Here is a 23365-nt window from a genome sequence, read left to right on the forward strand (position 1 = left end):
AGGGAACTTATTACTGCAATAATGATAGTCTTCGCAGGCGGAGATCCTTCAAAAGTATTTAAAACATAAAGTGGCCGGAATTTCTTCCGACCACTCTTATCTTATGGGAGCTTTTTTATTTATAAGTTTTCAGTCGCAGTTTTCAGTCACAGTCTCAGTCTCAGTTTTCAGTCTCAGATTGAACTAAATAGCAAACCCGACAGATTTTAAAAATCTGTCGGGTTTATTTTTTGGTTTCAATTAAGCTTCAGTCTTCGGTACAACACTGTCTACTGTGACTGAGACTGTAAACTGAATACTATTTGTTCATGTTTTCCATTTCGAAAAGGAAAGTATCTAAATCTACTTTTTTGTCTACTAAAGACAATGCTTTTCTAACGATGTAATTTACGTTTCCTGGTGTAAATCCCAGAGCTAATCCCATACGGCCTAACATCACTTCTTGTTGATCTCCTAAATGGTGATCTACGTGAACCATTCTGGCTAAATCATACAAACGTTCTAAACGTTGTGTATATAAGTAAGGTGGGTTTATTGGGTGTTTCCACGGATCTTTAAGGATTTCGTTGTATTCTTCTTCTGAAATTTGTAATGTTGAAGCTATTTTATCTAAAAACGTTTGTTCTTCTTCATTAATTTTTCCGTCAGCAAAAGCTACACGAACAATTGCAGAGAAATGGCCTCTGTTTCTTTCTTTGAATTCGTTATCAAATAATTCTGAAAATGGCATAATTTGTTGATTTTTATAAAGCAAAGATAAATTTTATTTTAAATTATTAATTTTAATTTTCTCATAAATTTTAACTTATCAATATTCATTGAATTAATCTTTGGCCTCATTAAATCTTCAAAATAAATCGTAAGTTTACAACCCCTAAACATTTAATAGTATTACCCGTATGTCAGAATTTTGGATTTATTTTCAAATAGGATTAAAGCACGTTTTAGATATTCACGCTTATGATCACGTTCTTTTTTTAATCGCATTAACAACCCCTTATTTGTTCAAAGACTGGAAACGCATTTTGCTTCTCGTTTCTGTATTTACAATTGGCCATACATTGGCTTTATTGCTTTCAGTTTACGGAATCATTGCTATAAAAGTTAATACAGTCGAGTTTTTAATTCCGATCACTATTTTGATAACGGCGGTTTTTAATCTTTTTACAGCAGGTAAAACATCTAAGAATGACGGACTGAATTTAGTGTTTTTTGTAACCCTGTTTTTTGGGATAATTCACGGACTTGGATTCTCTAATTATTTCAAGACAATTTTAGGTGGCTCACCTAGTTCAAAATTACTACCTTTAGGCGAGTTTGCGTTAGGAATCGAAGCAGCTCAGTTAGTTGTGGTTTTTGTAGTTCTGATTATATCATATATTGTACAAACCGTATTTCGCTTTTCAAAGCGCGATTGGGCGCTTGTAATGTCGGCTTTTATTATTGGAGTTGTAGTTCCGATGATTATCGAAAGCCCAATTTGGAACAGATAAAGTAAATGGAAGAAAAAAAGTTAAATAAATACGATAAGGCTTATTTAAGAATTGCGACAGAATGGGGAGCACTTTCCTATTGCATGCGAAAAAAAGTAGGCGCCATTATCGTAAAAGACCGAATGATTATTTCTGATGGATACAATGGTACGCCATCCGGATTTGAAAATTGCTGCGAAGACGAAGACGGATTAACCCGCTGGGATGTTCTTCATGCCGAGGCAAATGCAATACTTAAAGTAGCCAGGTCAACACAATCGTGCGAAGGAGCTACTTTATATATTACGCTTTCACCTTGCAAAGAATGCAGCAAATTGATACATCAGTCAGGAATAAAAAGAGTGGTATATCATAACGGATATCGTGATGATTCCGGAATTCAGTTTTTAATAAAAGCAGGTGTCGAAGTCGAACATATTCCTGTTTTAGAAGAATAATGAAATTTAACTCAAAATATTTGCCAATTATTATAGGAGCGACCTTTGCTCTTGGTATTGTCAGCGGAAGCCTTATGAATGCTCCCGTTGATGATCAGCTTTTGGCTAAAAATTATTCGAAAACCAAGCTGAACAAACTCATTGATTTTATCAATAACGAATATGTTGATAGCATCAATACCGATTCTATTGTAAACCTTACCGTAGATAATATTCTCTCAAAATTAGATCCACATTCTGTTTACATTCCGCCAACAGAACAGGCTGAAGTGGCAGAAAGTATGAAAGGTGATTTCGTGGGAATCGGAATTAACTTTTATATGTATAAAGATTCTGTTGCGATTATAAAACCAATCGAAAACGGACCTTCGGCGAAAGCCGGAATAAAATCTGGTGATAGAATTTTATTTGCAGGAAAAACGAAATTATACGGCAGAAGATTACCGTCTGATAGTTTATTTTCGAAATTAAAAGGAATAAAAGGTTCTGAAATTGAATTGACGGTTTTTAGAAAATCAGAACAAAAGAAATTAAAGTTTAAAGTAAAAAGAGATATTATCCCTATAAAAAGTGTGGATGCTTCTTTATTGCTCGATAATAAAACAGGTTATATCAAGATCAACCGTTTTGCAGAAACTACTTTTAATGAATTTAAAACAGGTTTAACGCGACTAAAACAAAACGGAATTGAATCTCTTATCATCGATCTTCGCGATAATGGCGGAGGTTATATGGAAGAAGCCATTGCAATTGCCGATGAGTTTTTGAAAGACAAACAGCTGATTGTTTTTACCAAAAATAAAAACGGAACAACCGAAAAAACTTTTGCGACAAAAGCAGGAAGTTTTGAAACCGGAAAAGTCTATGTTTTGATTAATGAAAATAGTGCTTCAGCGAGCGAAATTTTAGCAGGAGCTATTCAGGATAGCGACCGCGGAACTATTGTAGGTCGCCGTTCTTTTGGTAAAGGTTTGGTGCAACGCGAAATGGATTTCAATGACGGATCTGCTGTGCGATTAACCGTAGCGAGATATTATACCCCAACCGGAAGATCGATTCAGAAACCTTATAAAAAAGGAAACGAAGAGTATTTTAAAGAATCAGAATCGCGTGTAAAATCAGGCGAACTTTATGCAAAAGACAGTATAAAAGTAGCCGATTCATTAAAATTTAAAACTCCAAAAGGTAAAATCGTTTATGGCGGTGGCGGAATTGTTCCGGACGTTTTTGTGCCAATAGAAGCAGAACACGGAAACGAGAATGTGGCTTATTTAATGCAGACCGGAATTGTGGGACATTTTGTTTTTGAGGAATTAGATAAAAACCGCGATGCTTTTGCGGGACTTCATTTTAATGAGTTTTTGGCTAAGATGAAAAGCTCTGATGCTTATTTTAAAAAGTTCAGAAACTATATTTTAATGACAGGACTTGAGTTAAAATTAGACAAAACCAAAGCATTGGTAAACCGTTATATTACTGCAGAATTTGCCCGTCAGCTTTATGGCGAATTGTATTATTATGATGTTATCCTAAAAGATGATGCTATGATAAAAGCAGTTTTGAATCCGAAAAAGTAATCCTTAATTCTTGTATCAGATGAAAATAGAAACTATTGTAAATGCTGAAATCGAACTTTTAACGGCAATAAAAAATGCTGATGTTGCAGCGTTGGATAAAATGCTGCACGATGATTTGCTTTTTAATTTGCCGGACGGACAAACCATCACAAAAGAATTTGATTTAGAATCGTATCGTTTAGGAAAAATGAAAATCGAAACCTTAGAAGCTTCTGATCAAATCATTAATATAATAGAAGATACAGCAGTAGTGAGTGTGATTATCTTATTAAAAGGAGTTTATGATAATAATCCTATCGCTAATTTGTTTCGTTATATAAGAGTGTGGAGGCAATTCGGCGAAAGCCTAAAAGTTATTGCCGGAAGTTGTACACAAATGGTATAAATTTTGAAAGTAAAAATATAAATCTAACATAACCGGTTCCTGATAATTATTGGAATTACGGTTAAATTATAAAATATGAAAAATCTAAAAAGAGTAAGTTTCTTATTGTTGTTAATGACTTTTGTAATTTCTTGTGCTTGTATGAAAGATAAAAATACGATTTCAGGAAAAGTGATTTCTATCGAAAATGGAAAAGACGGTTATACGGCCAAAATCAACACCGATAAAAATGAGGTTTATTTTGCTACAATCAGCATTGTAAATCTTGGTGGACCTGAGAATTTCAAAAGATTTAAAGAAGGCGATGAGGTATCTCTAAAAGGAGAAATCTGGAAAGCAGATACTGAGAAACATATCACGGTAAAAGAAATTGTTTCTGTGAAATAAAGGGTTAAACCGTGTAAGTTGTTCATTTAATACTATGCGTGAAGCAATAACTATTAAAAGAAAATAAAACTTAAGTAAAAAAAGAAACCATATAAGTTATATAAGTTGATAATATGCGCAATGCATTAAATGAACTTATATAACTTATATGGTTTAATAATTTTATAGGTAAACTTTATCGAATACTATCGTGCGAGTGAGTTTGTATGCCGTTATTCCATAAAGTAAGAATATCTGTTGCAACGGCAGCGCCACTTCCGGCAGCAATTGCCAATTGGCTTCTCCAGCCTGCTAAAGTTCCAATAACATAAATGCCGTCGGCTACTTTATGATCGTCGTTTTTAAGCTGAATACGTTGTTTCTCCGGTAATGCTTTTTTGTGGGGTTCTACATATTGTGTCAAGCCCTCGATGTCAAAAGTATTCGCAGAACCAATACCAACAACAATATTTTTTGTTTGATAAGAATTTTTGTTTGTAGTAACCGTAAATTCAGGGTAAGAGCCTTCGACTTTTATTACTTTTTCATTAAATATTTGGTCAATTTGCGGATAACTTTCACCTAAAAATTGTGAACTTTCATCTAGCAATTGAGAACCTAATTTTCCTGAAGGAACGCCATAAGCATTATAGAAAACGGCTTCTTGTAAAGCAGAGTTTTTCTGATGCATAAAAATCCCGATTTTTTTGTCGATGACAAAAGTTTTTTTCTTAGCTGAACCCAAAACAAGTGCACAAGAAACTCCTGAAGCACCTCCGCCAATAATTAAAACGTCGAACATATTAACGACCGTTTGTTTTTTCTTCGATTCTTTTAGAAATTCTAAAGATTAAAAGAATCAAAACGGCACAAAATGAAGCTGCGATTCCAATAAAAGCAACTACACTGTCTCCCTGAAAAGGATTTTTGAAGTCTAGCAACGTAATATTAAAAACAATTAAAGCTAATGCTAAAAGCACTAAGATTGAAGTAAAAATTTTCATAATGGTTGTTGTTTGCCTAAAATAATAAAGTAAAACTCTTTGACTTAAAAAATGTCTTAAAGTTGTATTTTAGAAATTTTATGGGGTAAATTTATAAAAATAAATGTTAGACAAACAAACCTTTAACATTAGCAGCAAATAATTTAACAGCAATTGCTAAAAGTATCACTCCAAATGTCTTGCGAACCACGCCAAGTCCGTTTTCTCCTAATAAATTTTCGATTTTTTTAGAAGATTTTAAAACGATATAAACCAGTATAATATTTAATACAATAGCGATAATAATATTAATGGTGTGAAATTGAGATCGTAGCGATAATAAAGTCGTCATAGTTCCTGCTCCGGCAATTAACGGAAACGCTAACGGAACGATAGAAGCTGAGCCCGGTTCTTCGTCACGATAAATCCTGATTCCCAAAATCATTTCTAAAGCCAGAAAGAATAATACAAACGAACCCGCAACGGCAAACGAATGCACGTCGATGCCTATAAGACTTAAAAAACCTTCTCCAACAAAAAGAAATACAATCATAATAAGGCCTGCTACAATCGAAGCCTTCTCAGATTCGATATGGCCCACTTTAGATCTTAAATTTACAATGATCGGAATTGAGCCTACAATATCAATTACCGCAAAAAGTACCATCCCAACAGTAATTATTTCTTTAAAGTCGATTTCTAGCATATCACTTTGATTTTAAGGATTTAAAATTTTTTGCAAAGGTAGATAATAAAGGTAGGTGTTTTTTTGATACGATGTATTTTTGTTATAAAAACATGGTTTAATGGTTAAAAAAGTGATATTTGTAACAAATAATGGTTTAGTCACAAAGATTCTCAAAGATTTACGCAAAGTTCACAAAGGATAAAATGTTGTAAAGTTTTGCAAATCTTTGGGTAAATCCCTGCTTGCTTTGCGGTTAATATTTTAAAGTGTTTATCTGCTTTCTTTGACTATCTTTGCACTTTATAAATTTCAGTACTTTATTATCATGTTTCAATTAGGAAAAACCATTATTTCAGAAGATATTCTTGAAAAAGAATTTGTGTGCAACTTGTCAGCTTGTAAAGGAGCTTGCTGTGTTGACGGAGATGCCGGTGCGCCATTAAACGAAGCTGAGACTAAAATCCTGGAAGAAATTTATCCTAAAGTAAAACCCTTTTTACGTAAAGAAGGAATTGCTGCAATCGAAGCGCAAGGAACCTGGGTAAAAGGGACAGATGGTGATCTTGAAACACCATTAATCGATGAAAAAGATTGTGCGTATGTTATTTTTGATGGCAAAACTGCACTTTGCGGAATCGAGCAGGCTTATAATCAGGGAATCATAGATTGGAAAAAACCGGTTTCTTGTCATTTATACCCAATTCGCGTAAAAGACTTTACAGAGTTTGCTGCAGTTAATTATGATAAATGGGATATTTGCGATGATGCCTGTTCTTTAGGTAAAGAATTGGAAGTTCCGGTTTATAAATTCGTAAAAGAAGCGTTGATCCGCCGTTTTGGTCGGGATTGGTATTTAGAGCTTGAAAAAGTAGCCGAAGAACTTAAAAAATCTTAAAAATTCCGGCGCCTTAGTTACTGCTTTTAGAGGATATATTTTAACTCAAAAAATAAAGTTTTAACTCAAAAAAAAACTTTTAAAAACAATTGAAAATTTCTTGCTTTTTATTGTAAAAAGTCTATATTTTACGGGCTTCAAGGTCGTTTATTCGTTTTTAAACCATTCATTTACAATAAATTAATTATTGTCTGAAAAATATCGCATTTTTCGACCGTTGTTAAAAACTACGTCGAATTGTGAATAAGTTTGGCTTTCATTTTTAGCGATAATTGACAATCTTTGTAGTCTATTGAATTAGTAAAAATTCAGTACAAAAATTAAATAAAAATTACCATGTCACAAGTCGAGCCAATATTACAAGAAAATAAAAATCGTTTCGTTATTTTTCCTATCAAACATCACGATATTTGGGAATGGTATAAAAAAATGGAGGCTAGTTTCTGGACTGCCGAAGAAATTGACTTGCACCAGGATTTGACAGATTGGAACAATAAACTTAGTGACGACGAAAGATATTTCATTAAACATATATTAGCATTCTTTGCAGCTTCTGACGGAATTGTAAATGAAAACCTTGCTGAAAACTTTGTAAACGAAGTTCAATATGCTGAGGCGAAGTTTTTCTATGGTTTCCAGATCATGATGGAAAACATTCACAGCGAAACTTACTCTTTATTAATTGACACTTACGTGAAAGATGAAGCAGAGAAAGCAGAATTGTTTAATGCATTAGAAGTTTTTCCTGCAATTAAGAAAAAAGCAGACTGGGCTTTAAAGTGGATCGAATCTGATTCGTTTGCTGAAAGACTAATTGCTTTTGCTGCCGTTGAAGGGATTTTCTTTTCAGGTGCCTTCTGTTCTATTTATTGGTTAAAAAAACGTGGTTTAATGCCAGGTTTAACTTTTTCTAACGAGTTGATTTCCCGTGACGAAGGTGTACACTGTGACTTTGCAGTGCACTTACACAATCATCACCTGATTAATAAAGTACCAAAAGACAGAATTAAAGAAATCATCGTTGATGCCTTAGATATCGAAAGAGAATTTGTTACAGAATCTTTGCCGGTAAGTTTAATTGGTATGAATGCTGCTTTAATGACGCAATACTTAGAATTTGTTGCGGATAGATTATTAGTAGAATTAGGTTGCGAACGTGTATATGGATCAGCGAATCCGTTTGACTTCATGGACATGATTTCTCTTCAGGGAAAAACTAATTTCTTTGAAAAACGTGTTGCAGAGTATCAAAAATCTGGTGTGATGAACACAGACAGCGATGCTCAGAAAATTTCATTTGATGCAGATTTTTAGACAACAAGAATAATTTTAGCGTTACCTCGAAACGTTAGAAAGAATAAAATTTTATAACAGAACATTTTTCGGTTGAATCTCTTTCCCAAATCGCAGATTCAATAACAATTTTTAATGCCTTTTCGGTCTATTTTGTAGGCTGGAACAGATAACTATTGAGAATCCTGCAATTCTCAAAAAATAATTATAAAACACGCAATGTTTAAGTACTGGAAATCGTTATTCCAGTGTCTTTCATTTTTTCAATAACTAAAATAGTAAGCTTATGTATGTAGTAAAAAGAGATGGCCACAGAGAGCCCGTAATGTTTGATAAGATTACAGAAAGAATCAAAAAATTGTGTTACGGTTTAAATGAACTTGTAGATCCTGTTAAGGTAGCCATGCGTGTTATCGAAGGATTGTATGATGGGGTTTCAACTTCTGAACTAGATAATCTTGCGGCAGAAACGGCGGCTTCTATGACAATTGCGCATCCAGATTATGCACAATTAGCAGCGCGTGTGGCAATTTCAAACCTACATTCAAATACTAAAAAGTCGTTCTCAGAAACGATGAAAGATATGTATCATTACGTAAATCCAAGAAACGGGCAAGAAGCTCCGTTACTTTCGGATGAAGTATTCAAAGTAATTCAGGAAAATTCAGAATTCTTAGATTCGCATATCATTTATACAAGAGATTTCAATTACGATTACTTTGGTTTCAAAACCTTAGAGCGTTCGTATTTGTTGAAAATAAACGGTAAAATCGTCGAAAGACCACAACATATGTTGATGCGTGTTTCGGTTGGTATTCACCTTGACGATTTAAAATCAGTAATCGAAACTTACGATTTAATGTCTAAAAAGTTCTTTACGCATGCAACACCAACGTTGTTTAATGCAGGAACTCCAAAACCACAAATGTCTTCTTGTTTCCTTTTGGCAATGCAGGACGATAGTATCGATGGTATTTACGACACTTTAAAACAAACGGCTAAAATCTCGCAATCTGCGGGAGGAATTGGTCTTTCTATTCATAACGTTCGTGCGACAGGATCTTATATTCGTGGTACAAACGGAACTTCAAACGGAATCGTACCAATGTTGAGAGTGTTCAACGATACGGCTCGTTACGTAGATCAGGGTGGTGGAAAACGTAAAGGTAGTTTTGCGATTTACATCGAAACATGGCATGCTGATATCTTCGAATTTTTGGATTTAAAGAAAAATACAGGAAAAGAAGAAATGCGTGCAAGAGATTTATTCTTCGCCATGTGGACATCTGATTTATTCATGAAACGTGTTCAGGAAGATGCATCATGGACTTTAATGTGCCCGAACGAATGCCCGGGATTATACGATGTTTACGGAGAAGAATTCGAAACAATGTACCTTGATTATGAATTTAGAGGAAAAGGTAGAAAAACCATTCGTGCACGTGAATTATGGGAGAAAATCCTTGAATCACAAATCGAAACAGGAACGCCTTATATGTTGTACAAAGATGCAGCAAACCGTAAATCGAATCACAAGAACTTAGGAACAATTCGTTCATCAAACTTGTGTACAGAGATTATGGAATTTACTTCTAAAGATGAAATCGCGGTTTGTAACCTGGCTTCTATCTCATTGCCAATGTTCATTGAGAACGGTAAATTCGATCACGAAGCACTTTACAATGTTACAAAACGTGTAACTCGTAACCTGAACAAAGTAATCGACAGAAACTACTACCCAGTAAAAGAAGCTGAAAATTCTAACTTACGCCACCGTCCGGTTGGTTTAGGAGTACAAGGATTAGCAGATGCTTTTATCATGTTGCGTATGCCGTTTACAAGCGATGAAGCAAAAGCATTAAACCAGGAAATTTTCGAAACATTATACTTCGCAGCCGTAACCGCTTCTATGGAAATGGCAAAAGAAGAAGGACCATATTCTACATTCGCTGGATCTCCAATGTCACAAGGAGAATTCCAATACAATATGTGGGGAATGAAAGATGAAGAATTATCAGGCCGTTGGGACTGGGCTTCATTAAGAAAAGAAGTAATGGAGCATGGAGTTCGTAACTCATTATTAGTGGCGCCAATGCCAACCGCTTCGACTTCTCAAATCCTTGGAAACAACGAAGCTTTCGAACCATATACATCAAACATTTACACACGTCGTGTATTGTCTGGAGAATTCATCGTAGTAAACAAACACTTACTTCACGATTTAGTAGACAGAGGTTTGTGGAACGAAACTTTGAAACAAGAAATCATGCGTCATAACGGATCAGTTCAAAATATTGATGTGATTCCGCAAGACCTTAAAGAACTATACAAAACAGTTTGGGAAATGTCGATGAAAGACATTATCGATATGTCACGTCAAAGAGGTTATTTTATTGACCAGTCGCAATCATTAAACTTGTTCATGCAAGATGCAAACTATTCTAAACTTACGTCAATGCACTTCTATGCTTGGCAATCAGGTTTAAAAACAGGAATGTATTACCTAAGAACAAAATCTGCGGTTGATGCTATCAAATTTACCCTAAACAACGATAAAAAAGAAGAAGATGCACCGGTAACTTTAGTTCCGGAAACAGAAGCAATCAGCGTTGAGGATTACAAAGCAATGCTTTTAAAAGCACAAGCAGCAGAGCCTGATGATTGTGAAATGTGTGGGTCTTAATGATTTTAGAGTTTAGATCTAAGATTTTAGATTTTTAGAATATTTATAAAAAGCAGTTATTGTAATGATAGCTGCTTTTTTTATGAAAAGCATTTATTTTGTAGCTTTTTACTTATATTTGTTATTTTGAAGAACTTTTTTTTGAAATAAAAAGTTTCACTTAAGAACAACTTTTATATATTTGTAAATGAATGATAATTCAAAGTTCCGGTCTGTTTTTTTCTTTAAAGATTATTTTAAAAAGTTTTTTGATAAGCAAGAAGAAAAAGTTAAAGCAAAAATAATCTGGACAATAAAAATAATGGAATACGCTGAAAAAATTCCATCAACGTATTTAAAGCATATTGAAAATACCGATGGACTTTTTGAAATTAGAATTCAGCTTGGAAGTAATATATTTAGAGTTTTTTGTTTTTTTGATGAAGGAAAATTAGTTGTTTTGGCTAATGGATTTCAGAAGAAAACTCAGAAAACGCCAAAGAAAGAAATTAAAAAGGCTTTGAAAATTAAAAAGGAATATGAAAACGAAAAATAAAAACTTAGTTAGTCTAGACGATTTTGTAGAAGAAAATTACGGGAAAATTGGTACTCTAAAACGTGATGAATTTGAAGCTGGGTATGAAAATTTTAAAATTGGAGTCTTACTTCAAGAGGCTAGACTTCAAAAAGGAATGACTCAAGAAGAACTTGCAGTAAAAGCGGGTACAACAAAATCATACATTTCTAAGATCGAGAATAATGTAAAAGAAGTTAAATTTTCGACACTTCAAAAAATTGTAGAGCTTGGTCTGGGAGGGCATCTAGAACTATCCATTAAATTATAATTTAAAAATAAATGGATTTATTAGAAAGAATATCCCATAATAAAAAAGAGTTGTATAATCTTGCTTTAGAATATTTTCGTAATATAAATCCAGAACAATATGAATATATTCAATTCGATAAGATTGTTTCAAAGTCTATTGCTGTTCTAATAGATCACGATTTTATTCCAACTCCCTGTATTGAGATCAAATTGAATGTTCTTCAAAATCAAAAAGAAGTTGTAGACTATTTTTTATACATCAACGCAGAAAGGGAATTTATTGATGAACTTCTTGTTATGTATTAATTCCGTCCGTTTCGTATTAATACAAATAGAACAATATCCCCAAAAATTCCCCGTTCTAATTATTACCAAAGATTTTAAAACTTAGTCCCTTAGTAACTAAGAAACTCAGAACCTTCTCTTTAAACCTTTAAGAGAAAGTAAAGTCTTATTGTAATAATTTCTGAATTATGAAAAAAAGCAATCTTTGGTCCTTACGATTGGGTTTTTCCGGAAAAGAATCCGATGCAATAGAAAAATTAGGATTAGAAAAATTTCTAAAACATTCCTATGATTCAAAATTCGACACAGAACTCCCCACTTTTTTAAATGACGATCCCAAAACATTAATCGAACTCAAAGAGCTGCGAGAAGCGATAAAAACTGCCGATTCAGAAGCTAAAAAGAAAATCCTCAAGCAGGAAATCTATTCATCCGTAGAATTAAAAAAATGGTGGATTGGCAAAATGCGAAACGACGAATTCCCGTTACGCGAAAATATGGTTTGTTTCTGGCACAATCATTTCGTTTCTACAACTCAAAAAGTAAAAGTCAATTACTGGATTTATCAGCACAATATGATTTTGCGCGAAAATGCATTTGGGAATTTCAAAAAACTAACCAAAGAAATCGTAAAGTCGAATGCAATGGTCAAATATCTGGACAATGTCGATAACAAAAAAGGAAAGTACAACGAGAACCTAAGTCGGGAATTACTCGAATTATTCACAATCGGGATTGGAAATTATTCTGAAAATGATATCAAAGAAGGCGCAAGAGCTCTGGCTGGATTAAATTACGGAGATGACGGCGCAATGTATAGAAGCCTGGCGCAGGATAATACCAATAAAACGTATTTCGGGAAAACCGGAAACTGGAATTCAGATGATCTCGTTGATATCATTTTTGAGCAAAAAAATATTCCGTATCTCATTACCAGAAAAATTCTAAAATGGTTTATTTATGATAATCCGTCAGAAGAATTAGTGACCTATTACGGCGATTATTTCAGAAAAGTAAAGTTCGAAATACAACCTTTGCTAACCAAAATCTTTACCGAAGAATATAAAAAAGAAACTTCAGGAACGAAGATCAAAGATCCGCTGGTTTATATTTTACAGCTTTTGGATGAATTGCATATCGACGATCTTGACGATGGTATGATTCTCTATTTCCTGAAACAACAAGGAATGGATTTGTACAATCAGGTCAATGTAAAAGGTTGGGATGGCGGAAATTCCTGGCTGACTTCACAAATTTATTTACAACGCAACAACACTTCAGATTTGCTTTGCAGCGGAAGAAGTATTACCAGAAAAGTATTGAATACAATGACTTCGGATACTGAAAAGCCAAAAACAGAAGTAGAGAAAATTGATATTAAAATTGACTTTGATCCTAACGGAAATAATAAAACCATCATCACCGAATTATCAAACAGATTATTATTTAAAGTAAATGATTCGATGCAAAAAGATATGGAGAATTTACTAAAGTATGATTTCGACCCAAAAGAAGCTCACGCCAATTTTGCCGTAATACGACTTTTTGATTATATCACGAAACTACCAGAATATCAATTAATCTAGAAAGCTACAGCTATGAACAGAAGGAATTTTCTAACGCTTACAGGAACTTTTACTGGCGGAATGCTCGTGCTTCCTGATTTTTTACATGCTTTTGGTTCGCAAAATAATTTAGTAATCGGCGAGCAATGTATTGTATTTGTACAATTGAATGGCGGAAATGATGGTTTGAATACTTTTATTCCGTACGATAATCCGTTGTATTATGATCTTCGAACTAAAATTGCCTTGAATAAAGATTTGGTTATCAGTAAAAATAAAGGAATGGCTTTTCATCCTTCGTTAAAAGATTTTGCTCAAATGCAGCAAAACGGAGATTTAACTGTAATTCAGAATGTGGGATATCCGGAGCCTATTCGGTCGCATTTTCGCAGTCAGGAAATCTGGCAAACCGCAACAGATTCTAATAAATACATCAACGAAGGCTGGTTAGGACGTTATCTCGATTTGCAATGCAACGGACATCAGGCAACGGCAGGAATCAATCTCGATTCGATTGATAATCTCGCATTAAAAGGATTGGAGCCTAATTCGATCACGGTAAAAGATCCAAATAGATTTAAAGTAAAATCAGATAAAGAAGAAAATGTAACCTTATCTGATAATCCGCAATTAGATTTTGTTCGAAAAATTGCCAATTCCGTTACCGAAGGATCAGATGAAATTCAGAAAGCCCTGTCCAAATCAAAATCAGAAATCACTTATCCTAAAACCGACTTATCAAAAAATCTGGAATGGATTGGCCGATTGATCAAAGGGAATCTGAATTCGAAAGTATATTATACGTCACTTGGCGGATTTGATACACATGACAATCAACTCGCCATTCACGAGAAAAAATTAGCCGACTTAAATGATGCTTTGTACAGTTTTTATCAGGATTTAAAACAAGCCCAATTACTTCAAAATGTTACAATCGTAGTTTTTTCAGAGTTTGGCCGACGAGTAAAAGACAACGGAAACGGAACAGATCACGGAACTGCCGCGCCAATGTTTATAATAGGGGGAAATAACAAAGGAACTATTTTAGGCCACAATCCCGATTTAGCGAACCTGGATAACGGTGATTTAAAATACGAAACCGATTTTAGAAGTGTCTATGCCTCTTTATTAAAAGAAAAAATGAATTTCGATTATTCTAAAATTGGGATTAAAAATCAGCCGGTTTCTGGGTTGTTTGGATGATCGCAATCTTTGTCATTTCGACTGAAAGGAGAAATCGCACTAGAAATTCCACACAGAATATCGTCAAACTTTGTCGATTTACGAGTGTGATTTCTCCTTTCAGTCGAAATGACAAAAACACTGAGTAGTCTGTGTAATCTGAATTAAATAATCACAAAGATTTGAGCTAATTCGTGAATTCGTGGCGAAAAAAAACTTAGTCCCTTAGCATCTCAGAACCTCAGAACCTTCAAAAGCCCATTGTAAATATCTCATTTTAAACCAATATTTTTATATTATCATACAAAACCTGCTAAATTTGTTAAGAAATCCTTTTTTGTTTCATAAAATGCAATATTTTTTTTGGTGCACTGAAATTAATTTATACATTCGCAGAGAATTTATTGAAAAACACAAACAAAATGTCTAATAACCGTTTTTATTTTAGCAACTCTTTTTATTTCTTCTTTAGTAGAAGTGAGGATTGTGCTATGGTTATTTGAGAAAATTTAAAAGACAAATAAAACTAATATACAATCCTGATGAAAATCAGGATTTTTTTTTGAATATATGACAACTAAAATTGCGATACAAGGTATAAAAGGTTCTTTTCATCATCAGGTTGTGAAAGAGTATTTCTCTGAAAATGTGGAAATTGATGAATGTTTGTCGTTTGAAGAATTGATTGACAGCCTGCTTTCAGGAAAAACAGACCAGGCAGTTATGGCAATTGAAAATTCGATTGCAGGGCCAATTATTCCGAATTATGCATTGATTGACAAGAATAATTTACACATAATTGGAGAGCATTATTTGAATATTAGTCAAAATTTAATGACACTGAAAGGTCAGAAAATCGAAGATATAAAAGAAGTTCATTCACATCCAATGGCAATTTTACAATGCATGGATTTCTTAAAACAATATCCGAACATTAAGTTGGTCGAAGATAAAGATACCGCTGAAACAGCAAGAAGAATTCAGGAAAAACAACTAACCGGAATCGCTGCAATTGCAAGTAAAACGGCTTCGGAAATGTATGATCTTGATATTATCGCACCGGAAATTCAAACGATCAAAAACAATATGACTCGTTTTGTGATTATCAAAAAGCAAAATTCATTTTTGCCGGAAAACGAAATCAACAGAGCGTCAATCAAATTTGAACTGGATCATAAAAGAGGAAGCTTAGCAGCAGTTTTAAATGTAATGAGCGATTGCAAACTGAATTTGACAAAAATTCAATCGCTGCCAAAAATTGAAACACCTTGGAAATATTCGTTTTTCGTAGACGTAACATTCGAGAAATACGAAGATTTTGCAAAAGCCAAATCGTTATTAAACATAATGGCAGAATATTTTAAAATATTAGGAGAATATAAAAATACGAAACCATAAAGAGGAAATTTCAATTTTTTAAAATTCCAAATTCCAATTGTCAGGCTGATCGATCCCGAAGCTTCGGGAGAAGCCCGAAAAGTTAGAAAGTTAAAATGAGCATAAAGCTTACGGCCTATAGCCTAAAGCAAAATATAAATAAAAATCATGATTACAACAGCAAAAAGATTAGATACAGTTGAAGAGTACTACTTCTCCTCAAAATTGAGAGAAGTGCGTCAACTACAATCTGAAGGAAAGTCTATCATCAATATGGGAATTGGAAGCCCTGATTTGAGTCCGTCGAAAGCAGTAATTGAAGCGGTTGCCGCAGCAATTCAAGATGAGAATGGGCATGGTTATCAGAGCTATCAGGGATTACCGGAATTGAGAAAAGGGATGGCAGATTTTTATCAGAATCAGTTTGGTGTTGAATTAAATCCAAATAACGAGATTTTGCCTTTGATGGGTTCGAAAGAAGGAATCATGCACATTTCGTTAGCTTTCCTGAATGAAGGAGATCACGTTTTGATTCCGAATCCGGGTTATCCAACATATACGTCGGTAACGAATTTGGTAGGAGCAGTTCCAGTTTATTATGATCTAAAAGAAGAAAATGCCTGGGAACCGGATTTCGAAGCGTTGGAAAAATTGGATCTTTCGAAAGTAAAAATTATGTGGCTGGGATATCCTCACATGCCAACAGGAGCGAGAGGAAGTTTAGCGTTATTTGAAAAATTGGTTGCTTTTGCTAAAAAACACAACATATTATTGATCAACGACAATCCGTATAGTTTTGTTTTGAATGATAACCCGATGAGTTTATTGCAGGTTGAAGGTGCGAAAGATGTGGCTTTAGAATTGAATTCACTTAGTAAAACGTTCAACATGGCAGGCTGGAGAGTCGGAATGGTTTTAGGGAATCCTGAAATTATTGATGCAGTTCTAAAAGTAAAAAGCAACATGGACAGCGGAATGTTCTACGGAATTCAGAAAGGTGCAGTTGCAGCGTTGAATTGTGATAAATTCTGGTTCGAAGATCAAAATAAAATTTACAGACGTCGTAGAGAATTGACAGAAAAACTAGCAGAAAAATTAGGCTGTAAAGTTTATAAAGAAGGAGTTGGACTTTTTGTTTGGGCAAAATTGCCGGAAGGAATAGCATCAGCAGAAAAGTTCATTGACGAGATATTATATGAGAAACATATTTTCATTACACCAGGAACAATCTTCGGAAGTAATGGTGAAGGTTATATTAGATTCTCATTGTGTGTAAAAGAGGAAAAAGTACAAGAAGCGATTGATCGATTTTAGAAGCAAGAGCAAAGAGTAAATAATCAAGATTTTAGATTTTTTGGCATAGTTTGTCAGGCTGAGCGAAGTCGAAGCCCACGTTCTAGTTGGAGCGCCCTTCGACTTCGCTCAGGGTGACAAAAAAAATAAAAGGTCTTGAAAAAACAAGAAGCCCTAGCCCTGATAGAAGCGGCATCCTTTTATGGTGGGGTTCACCATAAAAGATACAGCGGATAGCAGGAAATAGCTTCTAATAAAAAGAAATATGAAAGTATACGTAATAGGAATAGGGTTAATAGGCGGCTCGATGGTGCTGGACATCAAAGACCAACATCGTGATGCAACTATTTTTGGGATTGATAGTAACGAAAAACATTTGCAGGAAGCAATTGATTTGGGTGTTATCGATCAGGCAGGAAGCTTTGAAGAATTGGCTGATGCTGATTTTGTAATTGTTTCGGTTCCGGTGGATGTAGCGCTGATAGTTTTGCCAAAAGTGCTGGATTTAGTTGGAGACAAAACGATTGTTTTTGAAGTAGGTTCGACTAAAAAACCAATTTGTGATGCTGTTGCCAGTCACCCAAAAAGAAGAAATTTTATCGCAACGCATCCCATAGCAGGAACGGAGTTCTCAGGACCTTCGGCGGCGATAAGAGGTTTGTTTAAAGGAAAGACAAACATAATTTGTGAGGTGGAAAAAACCACTTTTAAATTGCAGGAAAAGGCGTTAAAGCTTTTTAGCGAAATCGGAATGAGGATTCGATATATGGATCCGACTTCGCACGATAAACACATCGCTTACGTTTCGCATTTGTCACATATTAGTTCGTTTATGCTGGGTAAAACGGTAATGAACAAAGAAAAAGACGAACAGGATATTTTTGACATGGCGGGAAGTGGATTTGAAAGTACGGTACGTTTAGCAAAAAGTTCGCCAGCAATGTGGACACCGATTTTTAAGCAAAATAAGGAACACGTTATCGAAACATTAGAAGAATATATCTCAAATCTCAGTCGGTTTAGGGATTTGTTGAAAGACGAAAATTACAATGCCATTTTTGAAGAAATGGAAAGCACGAATAAAATCAAAGAAATATTAAACGGATTAACAACAACTAAGAAGTAAATTAAAATTAAGATGGAAAATAAGAAAGAAATGAGAAAGTGGTTAGAAGATTTCAATTTAAATCACCCACTTGTGATAGCAGGACCATGTAGTGCAGAAACAGAAGATCAAGTATTGAAAATTGCTCATGAATTGAAAGATTCAAAAGTTAGTGTATTCAGAGCAGGAATCTGGAAACCAAGAACACGTCCGGGAGGATTTGAAGGTGTTGGAGAAATTGGTTTAAAATGGTTACAAAAAGCAAAAGCTGAAACTGGTTTATTAATGGGTACTGAAGTTGCAACTGCGGCGCACTGTAAACTAGCTTTAGAACACGATATCGACGTTTTATGGGTTGGCGCTCGTACAACTGCAAACCCTTTCGCAGTTCAGGAAATTGCTGATACATTGAAAGGAACTGATAAAATCGTTTTGGTTAAAAACCCTGTAAACCCTGATTTAGCTTTATGGTTAGGTGGTGTCGAGCGTTTACACATGGCTGGAATCGAAAAATTAGGAGTTATCCACAGAGGTTTCTCTACTTACGAAAAAACAAAATACAGAAACATTCCAGAATGGCAAATTGCTATCGAATTGCAAAATAAATTCCCTGATTTACCATTAATCATCGATCCATCTCACATTACTGGAGATCGTAAAATGATTTTTGAAGTAACACAAGAAGCTTTAGATTTGAATTACGATGGTATGATTATCGAAACGCACTACGATCCGGACAACGCTTGGTCTGATGCTGCTCAACAAGTTACTCCAGACGCTTTGAAACAAATCATTAAAGATTTGACTATCAGAAAAACAGATGATACTACAGATGAGTACAGCCAAAAAATGACTAAACTAAGAGCGAACATCGATGTACTTGATGCTAACTTATTAGAATTGTTAGGAAAACGTATGAAAGTGGCTGACGAAATTGGACAAGTGAAAAAAGATGCAAACGTTGCAATTCTTCAAAACAACCGTTGGAATGAAATCTTAGGGAAAATGATTCTTGAAGGAGAGAAAAAAGGTCTTACTGAAGAGTTTGTTTTAAGAATGTTCAAAGCAATTCACCAGGAAAGTATTGGTCACCAGGAGAAAATTTTCAACGCATAATTTTCTAAACCATATAAGTGATATAAGTTAATTTAAATTATAGTAAAACTATTTTAAAATTTTCTTATAACATTATTTAAAAATAGATTGTTTTTTTTAAGAATCTCCGGCACTTTGTAAAGAAGTGTTGGAGATTTTTTTTTGGGTTATAAACCATAATATGGTTAATAGAATTTGTATATAAACGTAGCCCACGGTTTCGACCGTGGGGACAAAGATTTGCGATTTCAAAAGATTGCGAACATTAATTGAGTCCCACGGTTAAAACCGTGGGCTATATTTTACAAGGTTTTTAATATCAATCTTAAGCTAATATTTTCTTATATAACTTATATGGTTTAAAATTTTTTTATAACCCATTCCAACCTTTTTAGATTTTATATGCTCTATAGTTATATACAAACTTAACTCTCGTGTTATGAAATCAAAAAGACGTTTATCTAAGCCAGAATTTTTTCAAGTAAATTGGAAAGTATTGTTTTATTTCTTGTTGTTTTTAGGAACAAAATCTTTAGCGCAAAGTCCCGAACTAACGGTGAAAGGTGATGAAGCTGAAAAAGTGAGAATGAATAAATTAATTGTGAATGTAAAAGTGGTGGGTAATATTGCTTATACTACTGCCGAAATGCATTTCTTTAATTCAGGAACCCGCCAGATGGAAGCGGAACTTATTTTTCCGTTGCCGGAAAATGTTTCGGTTTCAAGATATGCCATAGATATTAATGGTAAAATGCGTGAAGCCGTTCCGGTAAATAAAAATAAAGGAAAACAGGTTTTTGAGGCTATCGAACATCGTCGTGTTGACCCGGGATTGTTAGAAAAAGTAGATGGGAATAATTTTAGAACCCGAATTTATCCGTTGATGCCAAACGGAGAACGAACTGTTATTATAGGTTATGAAGAAGAACTTTCGGCATTCGATAAAAATAATTTGGTGTACCAATTAGTAAGTCGTTATCCTAAAAAACTAGATCAGTTCGAGATGAATGTTTCGGTTTTAGGAACTGAAGCTGCTCCAATTGTGGCAGAAAATTCAGGTAATGAAATTGCTTTTTCAAAATGGAATCAATCTTTTCAGACTTCCATTAAAAAAGAAAATTATCAGCCTACGGAGAAATTAGTTTTTAAAATTCCTATTCAGCAAAACATTCCAAGTGTATTGATGCAGGATGTTAGCGGTCAGCATTATTTTTACGGAAATACTTTTGTAGAAGGGAATAAAATAGCAAAGAAAAATCCAGTTTCGATTGGTTTAATTTGGGATAATTCATTGAGTTGTAAAACGAGAGATTTAAAAAAGGAATTGGCTTTGCTTGAGGCTTATTTTCAGAAAATAAAAAATACAAAAGTAACTTTATACTTTTTGAATTATACTTTCGAAAAACAAAAAGACTATACCATTACGAACGGAAATTGGACTGAATTAAAAACCGTATTAGAAAATGCCAAATACGATGGTGGAACAAGATTTTCTAAAATAAATCTGTTACCTCACGATGAGTTTTTGCTTTTTTCAGATGGATTATCTTCTTTGAGCGATAATGCTTTGCCAAAAACTAAAAAGCCAATTTATACGATTACATCTTCTGTTTCTGCTGATTTTTCTTTTCTGAATTATTCGGCGATGGAAACAGGTGGTAGTTTTATCAATTTAAATCAGGTGAATCAGGAAAATGCTTTGGATAAATTGGTGAATACAAATTTGAAATTTTTAGGAATAAAAGAGAATTATACCGTGACTGATTTGTTTCCGATGCCGGGAACTTCGGCTTCTGGAAGTTTTAGTTTTTCAGGGATTTCCTTAAAACCCAAAAATGAAATTACGTTGTTATTTGGTTATAATAATGAAGCGGTTTTAGAAAGAAAAATAACTTTGGATGCCAGTATTCAAAACACAAAAGAAGTAAATATCGAAAAACTTTGGGCACAGAAAAAAATAGCCAATCTTGATTTTCAATACGGTAAAAATGCAGATGAAATCGAGCTTTTAGGCAAGAAATACGGAATTATAACAAAGAATACTTCGTTGATTGTTCTGGAAGATATTCGTGATTATATTTCTTATGATATTATTCCGCCAGCAGAATTACGTGCCGAATTTGACCGAATTAAAAAACAGGAAAATGCTAATGCTTTGGCGCAGCAAAAAAATAATTGGGAAAGTATAGAAAGTTATTTTGAAGGTTTAAATAATTGGTGGAAAAAAGATGTGAAATATTCTGTTCCAAAACCGTTACCGAAGCCGAAAGTTAAAAAACCTCGCCGATCAGAAAATAATGCAGTAAGCGCAAGTTCTGGCAGAAGTGCAAGTGTAGTTTCAAACAGAAGCACAAATGTTGCGGCAGGTAAAGTTGAAGGGACTGTTTTAGATGAGCAGGGAACGCCTTTACCAGGTGTGACTGTAACAATAAGAGGAGAAAGAGAAGGAGTTGCTACTGATTTTGATGGTAAATTTGTAATTAGAGCAGCCGAGAATAGCACTCTTAATTTTAGTTTTATTGGCTTTGAACCCTATCAATTAAATGTGGGGAGAAATAATCAAATTAGAGTTCAATTAAAAGAATCTTCACAGTCATTAGCAGAAGTAGTCGTTACTGGATATGCAACAACACAAAAAAGATCTGTTTCTTATTCTTCACAATCAGTGGCAGCTGAAACTATTTCTAAAAATGCTGATATATCACAAGCACTAGAGAGTAAGGTGGCCGGAGTTCAGATCTCGCCATCAATAAGCAGTGATAAAGTTAGTAGCGAAAGTGAAGTTAATTTCGATTCTAAAAAAGATTCAGATGGCGAAGACGACGATGAAGAATCAACTGAGATTGAAAATGAACCTAAAACCTGGAATCCGGATCGTTTGTATTTAAAAGCTTTGGCATCGGCACCAAAAGAAAAACAATACGAATTATATTTTGAACTTAGAAACGGGCAGGAGAGAAATCCTAGTTTCTATTTTGATGTAGCGCATTTTTTCTACAATCAGGGCGATGTTAAAAAAGCATTACAAATCATCAGTACTATTGCCGATTTAGGTTTAGAAAATCATCAGCTTTATAAAACGCTTACTTATACTTTGCGCCAATGGCAGGATTATGATGATGCATTATTTACTGCGAGACAAATTGCAAAGTGGAGATCGCACGAACCACAAAGTTTAAGAGATTATGCTTTGGCTCTTGAAGATGCAGGAAAGTATCAGGAAGCTTTTGATCAATTGATTAAAGCATTGGAAGTAAATTATTACGGAGAAATGAGCGGACAATATGAAGGGGTAGAAGATATTATTTTAATGGATATTAACCGTTTGACTATTGAACACAAAGGTTTGAAAACGGGTAAACTCGATAAAAAGTATTTGGCTAAAATGCCGGTTGATATCAGAATAATTATGAATTGGAACCAAATGGATGTTGATCTTGATTTGCATATTATTGAGCCAAATGGGGAAGAATGCTATTATGCCCATAAAGAAACACAAGCCGGGGCAAGATTCTCAAAAGATTTTACAGAAGGTTACGGACCTGAACAATATTTAATTCGAAATGCCCTTAAAGGAAAATATCAAATTAAAACCAATTATTTTGGTGAAAGAGAATTGACCGAAAGTGGTCCGGCAACTGTTATGGTAGAAATATATACAACAAGAGCAGGGAAAACTACAAAAACTTTAAAAACGATTCAGTTAGGAAAAATCAAAGAAAATGAAATTTTAGCCGAAATTGTTTGGTAAATGAGTCAATTTTAGCGTCTGTTTTTTAATTTTAAAAGGCGAAGTTGCGTTGTTCAATTCTAAAAACGTAATTTTGCCTTTTAATATATTTTAGTTTTTCAGAATAA

The 23365-nt window shown here is 34.2% G+C and carries 22 protein-coding genes; 18 read left to right on the forward strand and 4 right to left on the reverse strand.

The window, feature by feature from the left end; genetic code table 11:
- Window positions 1-298: 298 nt before the first annotated feature.
- On the reverse strand, window positions 299-730 hold the full coding sequence (locus tag FLACOL7796_RS14140; RefSeq protein WP_173971414.1) for a tellurite resistance TerB family protein: 432 nt from the start codon (window positions 728-730) through the stop codon (window positions 299-301).
- Window positions 731-899: 169 nt separating this feature from the next.
- Between FLACOL7796_RS14140 and FLACOL7796_RS14145 the strand changes: the two genes are divergently transcribed.
- The 5 genes from FLACOL7796_RS14145 to FLACOL7796_RS14165 all read left to right on the forward strand — a co-directional run bounded on the left by FLACOL7796_RS14145 (window position 900) and on the right by FLACOL7796_RS14165 (window position 4279).
- On the forward strand, window positions 900-1493 hold the full coding sequence (locus FLACOL7796_RS14145) for a HupE/UreJ family protein (protein WP_173971415.1): 594 nt from the start codon (window positions 900-902) through the stop codon (window positions 1491-1493).
- 5 nt (window positions 1494-1498) lie between these two features.
- Window positions 1499-1930 carry a deoxycytidylate deaminase gene (locus FLACOL7796_RS14150; RefSeq protein WP_173971416.1) on the forward strand — a complete coding sequence of 144 codons (432 nt, stop codon included), beginning with the start codon at window positions 1499-1501 and terminating at the stop codon, window positions 1928-1930.
- Window positions 1930-3507, forward strand: coding sequence for a S41 family peptidase (locus FLACOL7796_RS14155; RefSeq protein ID WP_173971417.1), 1578 nt, complete (start codon window positions 1930-1932; stop codon window positions 3505-3507). Before FLACOL7796_RS14150 ends, FLACOL7796_RS14155 begins: the two co-directional genes overlap by 1 nt.
- Window positions 3508-3526: 19 nt before the next feature.
- The gene (locus tag FLACOL7796_RS14160) at window positions 3527-3892 is read left to right on the forward strand and encodes a nuclear transport factor 2 family protein (protein ID WP_173971418.1); all 366 of its coding nucleotides are present in this window, start codon (window positions 3527-3529) and stop codon (window positions 3890-3892) included.
- Window positions 3893-3967: 75 nt separating this feature from the next.
- Entirely contained in the window at window positions 3968-4279 is a 312-nt protein-coding gene (locus FLACOL7796_RS14165; RefSeq protein ID WP_173971419.1) for a hypothetical protein, read from the forward strand.
- 175 nt (window positions 4280-4454) lie between these two features.
- Here FLACOL7796_RS14165 and FLACOL7796_RS14170 read toward each other — a convergent pair whose 3' ends face one another.
- The 3 genes from FLACOL7796_RS14170 to FLACOL7796_RS14180 form a co-directional block, all read right to left on the reverse strand.
- Window positions 4455-5060 carry an FAD-dependent oxidoreductase gene (locus tag FLACOL7796_RS14170; protein ID WP_173971420.1) on the reverse strand — a complete coding sequence of 202 codons (606 nt, stop codon included), beginning with the start codon at window positions 5058-5060 and terminating at the stop codon, window positions 4455-4457.
- Between the two features lies 1 nt (window position 5061).
- Window positions 5062-5262: a hypothetical protein gene (locus tag FLACOL7796_RS14175; protein WP_017496183.1), complete on the reverse strand. Its 201-nt coding sequence runs from the start codon at window positions 5260-5262 to the stop codon at window positions 5062-5064.
- A 106-nt stretch (window positions 5263-5368) separates the two neighbouring features.
- Window positions 5369-5947: a MarC family protein gene (locus tag FLACOL7796_RS14180; RefSeq protein ID WP_173971421.1), complete on the reverse strand. Its 579-nt coding sequence runs from the start codon at window positions 5945-5947 to the stop codon at window positions 5369-5371.
- A 307-nt stretch (window positions 5948-6254) separates the two neighbouring features.
- Here FLACOL7796_RS14180 and FLACOL7796_RS14185 point away from each other — a divergent pair, with 307 nt between their 5' ends.
- The 13 genes from FLACOL7796_RS14185 (at window position 6255) to FLACOL7796_RS14245 (ending at window position 23258) form a co-directional block, all read left to right on the forward strand.
- Window positions 6255-6824 carry a DUF3109 family protein gene (locus FLACOL7796_RS14185; protein WP_173971422.1) on the forward strand — a complete coding sequence of 190 codons (570 nt, stop codon included), beginning with the start codon at window positions 6255-6257 and terminating at the stop codon, window positions 6822-6824.
- 336 nt (window positions 6825-7160) lie between these two features.
- Window positions 7161-8138, forward strand: coding sequence for a ribonucleotide-diphosphate reductase subunit beta (locus FLACOL7796_RS14190; protein WP_029270611.1), 978 nt, complete (start codon window positions 7161-7163; stop codon window positions 8136-8138).
- 265 nt (window positions 8139-8403) lie between these two features.
- On the forward strand, window positions 8404-10800 hold the full coding sequence (locus FLACOL7796_RS14195; protein WP_173971423.1) for a ribonucleoside-diphosphate reductase subunit alpha: 2397 nt from the start codon (window positions 8404-8406) through the stop codon (window positions 10798-10800).
- A gap of 187 nt (window positions 10801-10987) precedes the next feature.
- Entirely contained in the window at window positions 10988-11335 is a 348-nt protein-coding gene (locus tag FLACOL7796_RS14200) for a type II toxin-antitoxin system RelE/ParE family toxin (protein ID WP_173971424.1), read from the forward strand.
- A complete protein-coding gene (locus FLACOL7796_RS14205) occupies window positions 11319-11624 on the forward strand; it encodes a helix-turn-helix domain-containing protein (RefSeq protein WP_173971425.1) in 306 nt (101 codons plus the stop codon). Before FLACOL7796_RS14200 ends, FLACOL7796_RS14205 begins: the two co-directional genes overlap by 17 nt.
- 11 nt (window positions 11625-11635) lie before the next feature.
- A complete protein-coding gene (locus tag FLACOL7796_RS14210; RefSeq protein WP_173971426.1) occupies window positions 11636-11911 on the forward strand; it encodes a hypothetical protein in 276 nt (91 codons plus the stop codon).
- A gap of 167 nt (window positions 11912-12078) precedes the next feature.
- Window positions 12079-13476, forward strand: coding sequence for a DUF1800 domain-containing protein (locus FLACOL7796_RS14215; protein ID WP_173971427.1), 1398 nt, complete (start codon window positions 12079-12081; stop codon window positions 13474-13476).
- Window positions 13477-13488: 12 nt separating this feature from the next.
- Entirely contained in the window at window positions 13489-14658 is a 1170-nt protein-coding gene (locus FLACOL7796_RS14220) for a DUF1501 domain-containing protein (protein WP_173971428.1), read from the forward strand.
- A gap of 549 nt (window positions 14659-15207) precedes the next feature.
- Window positions 15208-16035 (forward strand): prephenate dehydratase, encoded by an 828-nt coding sequence (locus tag FLACOL7796_RS14225; RefSeq protein WP_173971429.1) that lies wholly within the window; start codon window positions 15208-15210, stop codon window positions 16033-16035.
- Window positions 16036-16182: 147 nt separating this feature from the next.
- A complete protein-coding gene (locus FLACOL7796_RS14230) occupies window positions 16183-17328 on the forward strand; it encodes a pyridoxal phosphate-dependent aminotransferase (RefSeq protein WP_173971430.1) in 1146 nt (381 codons plus the stop codon).
- Between the two features lie 244 nt (window positions 17329-17572).
- On the forward strand, window positions 17573-18433 hold the full coding sequence (locus FLACOL7796_RS14235) for a prephenate dehydrogenase (RefSeq protein WP_173971431.1): 861 nt from the start codon (window positions 17573-17575) through the stop codon (window positions 18431-18433).
- A gap of 12 nt (window positions 18434-18445) precedes the next feature.
- Window positions 18446-19528: a bifunctional 3-deoxy-7-phosphoheptulonate synthase/chorismate mutase type II gene (locus tag FLACOL7796_RS14240; protein WP_068842266.1), complete on the forward strand. Its 1083-nt coding sequence runs from the start codon at window positions 18446-18448 to the stop codon at window positions 19526-19528.
- Window positions 19529-19946: 418 nt separating this feature from the next.
- Window positions 19947-23258, forward strand: a complete 3312-nt coding sequence (locus FLACOL7796_RS14245; RefSeq protein WP_173971432.1) for a VIT domain-containing protein — start codon at window positions 19947-19949, stop codon at window positions 23256-23258.
- The last annotated feature ends 107 nt before the right edge of the window (window positions 23259-23365 follow it).

Source organism: Flavobacterium bizetiae, assembly GCF_902804475.1.
Taxonomy (GTDB): Bacteria; Bacteroidota; Bacteroidia; order Flavobacteriales; family Flavobacteriaceae; genus Flavobacterium; species Flavobacterium bizetiae.

Excerpts from the sequence above, each read along its gene's own strand:
- FLACOL7796_RS14140 (WP_173971414.1), bottom strand. The coding sequence starts at position 730 with ATGCCATTTTCAGAATTATTTGATAACGAATTCAAAGAAAGAAACAGA.
- FLACOL7796_RS14145 (WP_173971415.1), top strand. The coding sequence starts at position 900 with ATGTCAGAATTTTGGATTTATTTTCAAATAGGATTAAAGCACGTTTTA.
- FLACOL7796_RS14150 (WP_173971416.1), top strand. The coding sequence starts at position 1,499 with ATGGAAGAAAAAAAGTTAAATAAATACGATAAGGCTTATTTAAGAATT.
- FLACOL7796_RS14155 (WP_173971417.1), top strand. The coding sequence starts at position 1,930 with ATGAAATTTAACTCAAAATATTTGCCAATTATTATAGGAGCGACCTTT.
- FLACOL7796_RS14160 (WP_173971418.1), top strand. The coding sequence starts at position 3,527 with ATGAAAATAGAAACTATTGTAAATGCTGAAATCGAACTTTTAACGGCA.
- FLACOL7796_RS14165 (WP_173971419.1), top strand. The coding sequence starts at position 3,968 with ATGAAAAATCTAAAAAGAGTAAGTTTCTTATTGTTGTTAATGACTTTT.
- FLACOL7796_RS14170 (WP_173971420.1), bottom strand. The coding sequence starts at position 5,060 with ATGTTCGACGTTTTAATTATTGGCGGAGGTGCTTCAGGAGTTTCTTGT.
- FLACOL7796_RS14175 (WP_017496183.1), bottom strand. The coding sequence starts at position 5,262 with ATGAAAATTTTTACTTCAATCTTAGTGCTTTTAGCATTAGCTTTAATT.
- FLACOL7796_RS14180 (WP_173971421.1), bottom strand. The coding sequence starts at position 5,947 with ATGCTAGAAATCGACTTTAAAGAAATAATTACTGTTGGGATGGTACTT.
- FLACOL7796_RS14185 (WP_173971422.1), top strand. The coding sequence starts at position 6,255 with ATGTTTCAATTAGGAAAAACCATTATTTCAGAAGATATTCTTGAAAAA.
- FLACOL7796_RS14190 (WP_029270611.1), top strand. The coding sequence starts at position 7,161 with ATGTCACAAGTCGAGCCAATATTACAAGAAAATAAAAATCGTTTCGTT.
- FLACOL7796_RS14195 (WP_173971423.1), top strand. The coding sequence starts at position 8,404 with ATGTATGTAGTAAAAAGAGATGGCCACAGAGAGCCCGTAATGTTTGAT.
- FLACOL7796_RS14200 (WP_173971424.1), top strand. The coding sequence starts at position 10,988 with ATGAATGATAATTCAAAGTTCCGGTCTGTTTTTTTCTTTAAAGATTAT.
- FLACOL7796_RS14205 (WP_173971425.1), top strand. The coding sequence starts at position 11,319 with ATGAAAACGAAAAATAAAAACTTAGTTAGTCTAGACGATTTTGTAGAA.
- FLACOL7796_RS14210 (WP_173971426.1), top strand. The coding sequence starts at position 11,636 with ATGGATTTATTAGAAAGAATATCCCATAATAAAAAAGAGTTGTATAAT.
- FLACOL7796_RS14215 (WP_173971427.1), top strand. The coding sequence starts at position 12,079 with ATGAAAAAAAGCAATCTTTGGTCCTTACGATTGGGTTTTTCCGGAAAA.
- FLACOL7796_RS14220 (WP_173971428.1), top strand. The coding sequence starts at position 13,489 with ATGAACAGAAGGAATTTTCTAACGCTTACAGGAACTTTTACTGGCGGA.
- FLACOL7796_RS14225 (WP_173971429.1), top strand. The coding sequence starts at position 15,208 with ATGACAACTAAAATTGCGATACAAGGTATAAAAGGTTCTTTTCATCAT.
- FLACOL7796_RS14230 (WP_173971430.1), top strand. The coding sequence starts at position 16,183 with ATGATTACAACAGCAAAAAGATTAGATACAGTTGAAGAGTACTACTTC.
- FLACOL7796_RS14235 (WP_173971431.1), top strand. The coding sequence starts at position 17,573 with ATGAAAGTATACGTAATAGGAATAGGGTTAATAGGCGGCTCGATGGTG.
- FLACOL7796_RS14240 (WP_068842266.1), top strand. The coding sequence starts at position 18,446 with ATGGAAAATAAGAAAGAAATGAGAAAGTGGTTAGAAGATTTCAATTTA.
- FLACOL7796_RS14245 (WP_173971432.1), top strand. The coding sequence starts at position 19,947 with ATGAAATCAAAAAGACGTTTATCTAAGCCAGAATTTTTTCAAGTAAAT.